Annotated in this window: 9 protein-coding genes; 6 read left to right on the plus strand and 3 right to left on the minus strand. The window is 72.8% G+C overall.

Going from position 1 to position 8,512, the window contains the following annotated elements; genetic code table 11:
• Positions 1-5: 5 nt before the first annotated feature.
• The gene (locus tag ACFUEL_RS05800; protein WP_380234749.1) at positions 6-320 is read right to left on the minus strand and encodes a hypothetical protein; all 315 of its coding nucleotides are present in this window, start codon (positions 318-320) and stop codon (positions 6-8) included.
• A 69-nt stretch (positions 321-389) separates the two neighbouring features.
• Positions 390-731: a hypothetical protein gene (locus tag ACFUEL_RS05805; RefSeq protein ID WP_380234750.1), complete on the minus strand. Its 342-nt coding sequence runs from the start codon at positions 729-731 to the stop codon at positions 390-392.
• 281 nt (positions 732-1,012) lie between these two features.
• Between ACFUEL_RS05805 and groES the strand changes: the two genes are divergently transcribed.
• From groES to ACFUEL_RS05820, 3 genes are all read left to right on the plus strand, one after another.
• Positions 1,013-1,318: a co-chaperone GroES gene (gene groES, locus ACFUEL_RS05810; protein ID WP_014136232.1), complete on the plus strand. Its 306-nt coding sequence runs from the start codon at positions 1,013-1,015 to the stop codon at positions 1,316-1,318.
• A 116-nt stretch (positions 1,319-1,434) separates the two neighbouring features.
• Positions 1,435-3,069 carry a chaperonin GroEL gene (groL, locus tag ACFUEL_RS05815; protein ID WP_380234751.1) on the plus strand — a complete coding sequence of 545 codons (1,635 nt, stop codon included), beginning with the start codon at positions 1,435-1,437 and terminating at the stop codon, positions 3,067-3,069.
• A gap of 157 nt (positions 3,070-3,226) precedes the next feature.
• Entirely contained in the window at positions 3,227-4,228 is a 1,002-nt protein-coding gene (locus ACFUEL_RS05820; RefSeq protein WP_380234752.1) for a LysR family transcriptional regulator, read from the plus strand.
• An 88-nt stretch (positions 4,229-4,316) separates the two neighbouring features.
• Here the strand turns inward: ACFUEL_RS05820 and ACFUEL_RS05825 are convergent, their stop codons facing one another.
• Entirely contained in the window at positions 4,317-4,643 is a 327-nt protein-coding gene (locus ACFUEL_RS05825; RefSeq protein WP_030457376.1) for a WhiB family transcriptional regulator, read from the minus strand.
• A 533-nt stretch (positions 4,644-5,176) separates the two neighbouring features.
• On the opposite strand from ACFUEL_RS05825, the gene ACFUEL_RS05830 reads away from it, so the two are divergent.
• From ACFUEL_RS05830 to guaB, 3 genes are all read left to right on the plus strand, one after another.
• Positions 5,177-5,788, plus strand: a complete 612-nt coding sequence (locus tag ACFUEL_RS05830; protein WP_014136228.1) for a response regulator transcription factor — start codon at positions 5,177-5,179, stop codon at positions 5,786-5,788.
• A gap of 195 nt (positions 5,789-5,983) precedes the next feature.
• Positions 5,984-6,706, plus strand: coding sequence for an RNA polymerase sigma factor ShbA (gene shbA / locus ACFUEL_RS05835; RefSeq protein ID WP_380234753.1), 723 nt, complete (start codon positions 5,984-5,986; stop codon positions 6,704-6,706).
• Positions 6,707-6,970: 264 nt separating this feature from the next.
• Entirely contained in the window at positions 6,971-8,473 is a 1,503-nt protein-coding gene (guaB, locus tag ACFUEL_RS05840) for an IMP dehydrogenase (RefSeq protein ID WP_380234754.1), read from the plus strand.
• The last annotated feature ends 39 nt before the right edge of the window (positions 8,474-8,512 follow it).

Consider the following 8,512-nt stretch of genomic DNA (forward strand, 5'->3'; position numbering starts at 1 on the left):
TCCGGTCAGGGCCGGAGCACCCCGAGCCCCACCGCGGTCAGCACCGGGCCCGCCAGCCCGAGCGCGAGCGGTGCGATCCGGTAGCCCCGGCGGGCGGTGGCCACCAGCGCCGCCAGCGGCACCCCGAGCCCCACCGCGGCCAGCACGCCGCACAGCACCAGCGCCCCGCCCGCGCCGCCCCCGCGCTCCGACGCCGCGGCCTGGGCGAACACCGCCCCCATCGCCGCGTACACCGCCAGGCACAGCAGCGGCACCTCCAGTGCCACCAGGCCCGCCGAGAACAGTGCGTCCCGCCCCGTGGACGGTCGGATCTTCGCCATGGGCCCACCCTGGCAGGGCGGTTCGCGCGCCGCCTGAGTAGCGGTACCCGTCCGCGCCCGGGGCGGTGCTCAGTTCCGGAGCAGCGGCGCGAACGTCGCCAGGAGGGTCACCGGCGTGCCCGCCAGCAGCACGAACGGCGCGATCCGCAGCCCCTGGCGGCGCGTCACCAGCGCGCCGGCCACCGGCAGGCACAGGCCCGTCAGCAGGGCCGAGGCGGTGAGCGCCAGCGCCAGCAGCCCCAGCACCTGCCCCACCGCGCCGAAGCTCTCGGGGCAGTCGGTCGCCCACGCGTAGCTGAACTCCGTCGCGTACAGCAGGTGCGGCAGCGTGATCAGCAGCGGCACCCCGGCCGCCAGCAGTTGCAGCGTCCGCACCGCGTCGCGGTCGGCCGGGCGTCGGATCGTCGTCATGGGCCCATGCTGGCCGGGCCGCCGGTGCGCCGCCTGAGTACCGGCACTCATCCCCGCCCGGCGCCGGTACCCGTTCCGGGGGAGCGGAGCGGGAAACCCGACACGACGTCGTTGGCACTCTGGTTGACTGAGTGCTAACGGCGTCCTAAGGTCGTCTCTGGCACTCCCCCCAGGGAGAGTGCTAACGCGATGAAGCGTGTCCGACCCCCGCGACGGCGGCCGCGCAGACTTCGCCACCTACCTGTTAGACAACCCCGTAATCTCCGAAGGGGAGCTCGGACGTGACCACCAGCAGCAAGGTTGCCATCAAGCCGCTCGAGGACCGCATCGTGGTCCAGCCGCTCGACGCCGAGACCACCACCGCCTCCGGCCTGGTGATCCCGGACACCGCCAAGGAGAAGCCCCAGGAGGGCGTCGTCCTGGCCGTCGGCCCGGGCCGCTTCGAGGACGGCCAGCGTCTGCCGCTCGACGTCGCCGTCGGTGACATCGTCCTGTACTCGAAGTACGGCGGCACCGAGGTGAAGTACCAGGGCGAGGAGTACCTCGTCCTCTCGGCCCGCGACGTCCTCGCGATCATCGAGAAGTAAGACGTCCGCGCAGTAAGACGTCCCAGCCCCGCCCCGGAACCGTGTCAGCACTGACAGGGGCCCGGGGCGCGGTTGTTGCTCCACGCACGCAGACCTACCCCTGAGGAAACGGGACCATGGCGAAGACCCTGCAGTTCGACGAGGACGCCCGCCGCTCGCTGGAGCGCGGTGTCAACAAGCTGGCCGACACCGTCAAGGTGACCATCGGCCCCAAGGGCCGCAACGTCGTCATCGACAAGAAGTTCGGCGCCCCCACCATCACCAACGACGGTGTGACCATCGCCCGCGAGGTCGAGCTCGACGACCCGTACGAGAACCTCGGCGCGCAGCTGGTCAAGGAGGTCGCCACCAAGACCAACGACGTCGCGGGCGACGGCACCACCACCGCCACCGTGCTCGCCCAGGCCCTGGTCAACGAGGGCCTGCGCAACGTCGCCGCCGGCGCCGGCCCGGCCGCCCTGAAGAAGGGCATCGACAAGGCCGTCGCCGCCGTCTCCGAGCACCTGCTCTCGGTGGCCCGCGAGATCGAGGGCAAGGACGACATCGCCGCCGTCGCCTCCCTCTCCGCCCAGGACACCCAGGTCGGCGAGCTGATCGCCGAGGCGATCGACAAGGTCGGCAAGGACGGTGTGATCACCGTCGAGGAGTCCAACACCTTCGGCGTCGAGCTCGAGTTCACCGAGGGCATGCAGTTCGACAAGGGCTACCTGTCGCCGTACTTCGTCACCGACGCGGAGCGCCAGGAAGCCGTCCTGGAGGACCCGTACGTCCTGATCAACCAGGGCAAGATCTCCTCCATCCAGGAGCTCCTGCCGCTGCTGGAGAAGGTCCTGCAGGCCGGCGGCTCCCGCCCGCTGCTGATCATCGCCGAGGACGTCGACGGCGAGGCCCTCTCCACCCTGGTGGTCAACAAGATCCGCGGCACCTTCAACGCGGTCGCGGTCAAGGCCCCCGGCTTCGGCGACCGCCGCAAGGCCATCCTCGGCGACATCGCCACCCTCACCGGCGGCCAGGTCGTCTCCGAGGAGGTCGGCCTCAAGCTCGACCAGGTCGGCCTGGACGTGCTCGGCACCGCCCGCCGGATCACCGTCACCAAGGACGAGACCATCGTCGTCGACGGCGCCGGCGACTCCTCCGAGGTCGCCGGCCGGGTCGCCCAGATCAAGGCCGAGATCGCCAACACCGACTCCGACTGGGACCGCGAGAAGCTCCAGGAGCGCCTCGCCAAGCTGGCCGGCGGCGTCTGCGTGATCAAGGTCGGCGCGGCCACCGAGGTCGAGCTCAAGGAGCGCAAGCACCGCCTGGAGGACGCCATCTCGGCGACCCGCGCCGCGGTCGAGGAGGGCATCGTCGCCGGCGGCGGCGCCTCGCTCGTCCACGCCGCGAAGGTCCTGGCGGACGGCCTCGGCCTGTCCGGCGACGAGGCCACCGGTGTCGCCGTCGTCCGCAAGGCGCTCGCCGAGCCGCTGCGCTGGATCGCCCAGAACGCCGGCCTCGAGGGCTACGTCATCACCTCCAAGGTCGCCGAGCTGGACGCCGGCCAGGGCTACAACGCCGCCACCGGCGAGTACGGCGACCTGGTCAAGGCCGGCGTCATCGACCCGGTCAAGGTCACCCGCTCCGCCCTGGAGAACGCCGCCTCCATCGCCTCCCTGCTGCTCACCACCGAGACCCTCGTGGTGGAGAAGAAGGAAGAGGAGGAGGCCGCGGGCCACGGCCACTCGCACGGCGGCCACGGCCACAGCCACTGAAGCGCTAGCCGCTAGCCGCTGGGACGGCGAAGGCGAGAGCAGGGGCGCGAGGAACTGCGCGACCGGCCCGTACCCCCGTGGTGCGGGCCCGGACCGCCGGGACCTCGCGCCCTTTCGCGTGCGCGGGGCGTCCGGCGGGTTCCGTACAGTTGACCGCGTGATCGAAGCCCGCCACCTCCGCGTCCTGCACGCCGTCGCCCGGACCGGGTCGTTCTCCGCCGCGGCGCGCGAGCTGGGGTGCACGCAGCCCGCGGTCAGCCAGCAGATGAAGGCGCTGGAGAAGGCGGTGGACACCCCGCTGGTGGTGCGGGCGGGGCGGGAGATGCAGTTGAGCGAGGCCGGGCGGGTGCTGCTGCGGCACGCGGACGGGATCCTCGCGGGGCTGTCGGCGGCGGAGGAGGAGGTCGCGGCGATCGCCGGGCTGCGGGCCGGGCGGGTGCGGCTGGTCTCGTTCCCGACGGCGAGCTCGACGCTGGTGCCGCGGTCGGTGGCGCAGGTGCGGGCGGCGCACCCGGGGGTGCGGGTCTCGCTGGTGGAGGCGGAGCCGGCGCAGGCGCTGGCGATGCTGCGCGGCGGGGAGTGCGAGGTGGCGCTGGCGTTCCGCTACCCGGACTCGCAGGGCGGGCTGAGCCTGCCGTCCCCGCACGCGACGCTGCGCGAGGCGCGGGCCGAGGCGGCGCTGGAGGCGGCGGCGACGGCGGCCGCGAACGACTGGTCGGAGCTGGTGGTGCGCCCGCTGCTGGACGACCCGCTGGTGGGCCTCGTCCCGGCGGGGCACCCGCTGGCGGAGCGGGGCGAGGACGCGCCGGTGGACCTGTCCGAGCTGGCGGGGGAGCAGTGGATCGCGGGCTGTCCGCAGTGCCGGGGGCACCTGGTGGAGCTGTGCGCGGACGCGGGCTTCGCGCCGGCGATCGAGTTCGCCACGGACGACTACCCGGCGGTGGTGGGCCTGGTCGGCGCGGGCCTGGGGGTGGCGGTGCTGCCGGGGCTGGCGCTGGAGTCGGTGCGGCACCCGGGGGTGGCGGCGGTGCCGGTGCGGGTGGCCTCGGGGGAGCCGGCCCGGCGGGAGGTGGTGGCGCTGACCCTGCCGGACCTGGAGGGGGTCGCGGCGGTGGCGCTGATGCTGGACCAGCTCGCGGCGGCGGCGGCCGCCCGCTGAGCCGCTGGGCGCGGCGCCGGCCTGGGACGGGCGGGCGGCGCTGCGGCGCGGTCCGCTGCGGCGGGGACGGCCGCGGCGGGGCGGGCGGTCAGCGCCGGATGGTCTGCGGCATCGCCAGCGGGACCTCGGCCAGGCGGTTGCGGGAGCGGCCGAGCAGTTCCTCGCGCTCGTCCTCCGTCATGCCGCCCCAGACCCCGTAGGGCTCGCGGACGGCCAGGGCGTGGGCCGCGCACTGGGTGCGGACCGGGCAGCGCATGCAGACCTCTTTGGCGCTCGTCTCGCGGGAGGTCCGGGCCGCGCCGCGCTCGCCCTCGGGGTGGAAGAACAGCGAGCTGTCGACGCCGCGGCAGGCGGCGGAGAGCTGCCAGTCCCAGAGGTCTGCGTTGGGGCCGGGGAGGCGGGAGAAATCTGCCATGGTTCGTTCCCTTCATGGCTCGGGACCTGGCGGCTCGGTCGCGGTCACTGCGGCGAGGCTGCACGGGGCCGGTACGGACACCTGGAAATATGACTTACGCCAGCTACACGGACAAGTCACCCACACACCGACGAATCAGTCAATGACCTGACAGAAGCTATAAAAACGGACAAAAGAGGCAATAGGTTTGAACCCGAATGCTCCGTCGATCGGGTGTCCGGCCGGGCGTGAGCGGCCCGCGGAGGGCGTGCGCGGCGCGGAGACCGCGTGCGAGCTGCACAAAAGTGCGGCGCGTGCACCGCGAGGTGGCTCTTGTGTGATGGGTCGGCCACGTACAGTGGTGGAGATGGACGTGAAGCCGTAACTCATTCGAGTGACGGTCGTTGGATGTACGGAGGCGGTCAGAGGGCGCAGGACATCGGGAACGGTCGCGCAGCGAGGCGATCGGAACGGGTCCGTCCCGGGGCCGTGTCGGAGAGGTTCGTACCAGCCAGGAGGCTCAACGTGACGCGGATCAGCTGCGGAGGACGGTCATGACATCCGTACTCGTCTGCGACGATTCCCCGCTCGCCCGGGAGGCGCTTCGCCGTGCGGTGGCGACCGTGCCCGGCGTCGACCGGGTGACCACTGCGACGAACGGTGAGGAGGTCCTCCGCCGCTGGGTGGCCGACCGTTCCGATCTCGTTCTGATGGACGTCCGGATGCCCGGCCTCGGCGGGGTGGAGACGGTCCGCCGGCTGCTGTCGGCCGACCCGGGCGCCCGGATCATCATGCTCACCGTCGCCGAGGACCTGGACGGGGTGGCCCTCGCGGTCGCCGCCGGGGCCCGCGGCTACCTGCACAAGGACGCCTCGCGCGCCGAGCTGCGGGCCACCGTCACCCAGGCGCTGGCCGATCCGACCTGGCGCCTGGCGCCGCGCCGGCTGCGCAGCCCGGACATGGGCGCCGCGCCCACCCTGACGGCCCGTGAGATCCAGGTGCTGGAGGGGATGAGCCACGGCCGTTCCAACGCCGAGATCGGCCGCGAGCTGTTCCTGTCCGAGGACACCGTGAAGACGCACGCCAGGCGGCTGTTCAAGAAGTTGGGCGCCTCGGACCGCGCGCACGCGGTGGCGCTGGGCTTCCGTTGGGGCCTGGTCCGCTGAGCGGGCGCGCGAACTGCGCTCGCTCGGACGTGTGACGTTGTGGTCCCGAGGCTGCACCATGGAGTAGTGGAGCACCTCGGGGACCAGCGGACAGGCAGGGGAGGCGGCACGGTGCACGCGGCGACGGATAACGTTCCGATGCACAAGTCCGGACGCGGTGCCGCGTTTTCCGGCCCGACCAGGCACCATGGACCGATGCGTGACGACGAGGAGGCCGCCGGGCCCGACCCGGTGCAGCCCGCCCCCGGGGGTGCGGCTGCCGATCCGTCGTCGGCACCGGAGGGCGCGGTGACCGGATCCGACGATCCGTCGGGAGCGGTGGTCCGCCCGCCCGTCCTCGGCGCGGGGACGTCGCCGGAGGTGGCCGAACTGGTCGCGGCGGCCGTCCGCGGGGACGGCCCGGCGATCGAGGCGCTGCTCGGCTACGTGCTCCCGCTGGCACTGCGGTACTGCCGCGGCCGGCTGGTCCGGCTGCCCGGCGGGGCCCGGCACCACGTGGACGACGTGGCCCAGGAGGTCTGCGTCGCGGTGCTCTGCGCGCTGCCCCGCTACCGGGACACCGGGCGCCCGTTCGAAGCCTTCGTGTACGGGATCGCCGCGCACAAGATCGCCGACCTGCAGCGGGCCGCGATGCGCGGGCCGGGCTCGACGGTGATCCCGCCGGACGACCTGCCGGAGACGCCGGACGACTCGCTCGGCCCGGAGGAGCGGGCGCTGCTGTCCAGCGACGCCGAGTGGATCAAGGAGCTGCTGTCCTACCTGCCGGCCCGTCAGCGCGAGCTGGTGCTGCTGCGGGTGGCGGACGGGCTGTCGGCGGAGGAGACCGGCGAGGTGCTCGGGATGTCGCCCGGCGCGGTGCGGGTCGCCCAGCACCGGGCGCTGTCGCGGCTGCGGGCGCTGGCGGAGGAGACCGGCTGATCCCGGTCCGCCCTGCTGGACGCGCGTGGACGGCCGTCCGGGCCCGGCCGGAAGAAGCGCGGCCGGCCGGGTGTTGTCAAGAGGGCGCGACGACCTGCCCCGCGTCACCAGTACCATGGGGTATCGGCGCCTGGTCGGGTCGCCAAAGTTTCTCCGGTGCGCGCGGGGTTCCGTTGGAGGTTCCTCCAGTCACCGGGCGTCTTGGCGGCCGATGACAGCCGGGCGCCCGTGCGCAGAACGACGGCCCGCCACGGAAGGTTCCCCATGTCTTACAACGCCGCCGGCGTACCCGAGAAGTTCGCGATGCTCGGACTCACGTACGACGACGTCCTGCTGCTGCCCGGGGCCTCCGAGGTGCTGCCCAACCAGGTCGACACCTCCTCGCGGATCTCCCGGAACGTGCGGGTCAACATCCCGCTGCTGTCGGCGGCGATGGACAAGGTCACCGAGTCGCGGATGGCGATCGCGATGGCCCGCCAGGGCGGCGTCGGCGTCCTGCACCGCAACCTCTCGATCGAGGACCAGGTCAACCAGGTCGACCTGGTGAAGCGCTCCGAGTCCGGCATGGTCACCGACCCGATCACGGTCGGCCCGGAGGCGACGCTGGCCGAGGCCGACGCGCTGTGCGCCCGGTTCCGGATCTCCGGCGTGCCGGTGGCCACCGCCGAGGGCAAGCTGCTGGGCATCGTCACCAACCGCGACATGGCCTTCGAGACCGACCGCAGCCGCAAGGTCGCCGACATCATGACCCCGATGCCGCTGATCACCGGCAAGGTCGGCATCTCCGGCGAGGACGCGGTGGCGCTGCTGCGCCGCCACAAGATCGAGAAGCTGCCGCTGGTCGACGACGAGGGCCGGATCAAGGGCCTGATCACCGTCAAGGACTTCGTCAAGGCCGAGAAGTACCCGAACGCCGCCAAGGACGCCGAGGGCCGGCTGCTGGTGGGTGCCGCCGTCGGCGCCTCCGCCGAGGCGTTCGACCGGGCCCAGGCGCTGGTCGGCGCGGGCGTGGACTTCCTGGTCGTCGACACCTCGCACGGGCACTCGCACAACGCGCTGTCCTGGATCTCCAAGATCAAGGCCGCCGTGCCGGTCGACGTGGTCGGCGGCAACGTCGCCACCCGGGACGGCGCCCAGGCGCTGCTCGACGCGGGCGTGGACGGCGTGAAGGTCGGCGTCGGCCCCGGCTCGATCTGCACCACCCGGGTGGTCGCCGGCGTCGGCGTCCCGCAGGTCACCGCGATCTACGAGGCCGCCCAGGCGTGCCAGGACGCGGGCGTCCCGATCATCGGCGACGGCGGCCTCCAGTACTCCGGCGACATCGGCAAGGCGCTGTGCGCCGGCGCCGACACCGTGATGCTCGGCTCGCTGCTGGCCGGCTGCGAGGAGTCGCCCGGCGAGCTGCTGTTCATCAACGGCAAGCAGTTCAAGTCGTACCGCGGCATGGGCTCGCTGGGCGCGATGCAGACCCGCGGCCAGGCGAAGTCCTTCTCCAAGGACCGCTACTTCCAGGCCGAGGTCTCCTCCGACGAGAAGCTCATCGCCGAGGGCATCGAGGGCCAGGTGCCCTACCGCGGCCCGCTCTCCGCCGTGCTGTTCCAGCTGGTCGGCGGCCTGCGCCAGACCATGGGCTACGTGGGTGCGGCGAGCATCGGGGAGATGCAGACCAAGGGCCGGTTCGTCCGGATCACCTCGGCGGGCCTCAAGGAGAGCCACCCGCACGACATCCAGATGACCGTCGAGGCGCCGAACTACAACGCGCGCTGAACCCACCGGGACCGCCCGGCCGCCGGAGGACCGCGGCCG

Origin of the sequence: Kitasatospora sp. NPDC057198, from assembly GCF_042670125.1 — a bacterium.
Lineage (GTDB): Bacteria > Actinomycetota > Actinomycetes > Streptomycetales > Streptomycetaceae > Kitasatospora.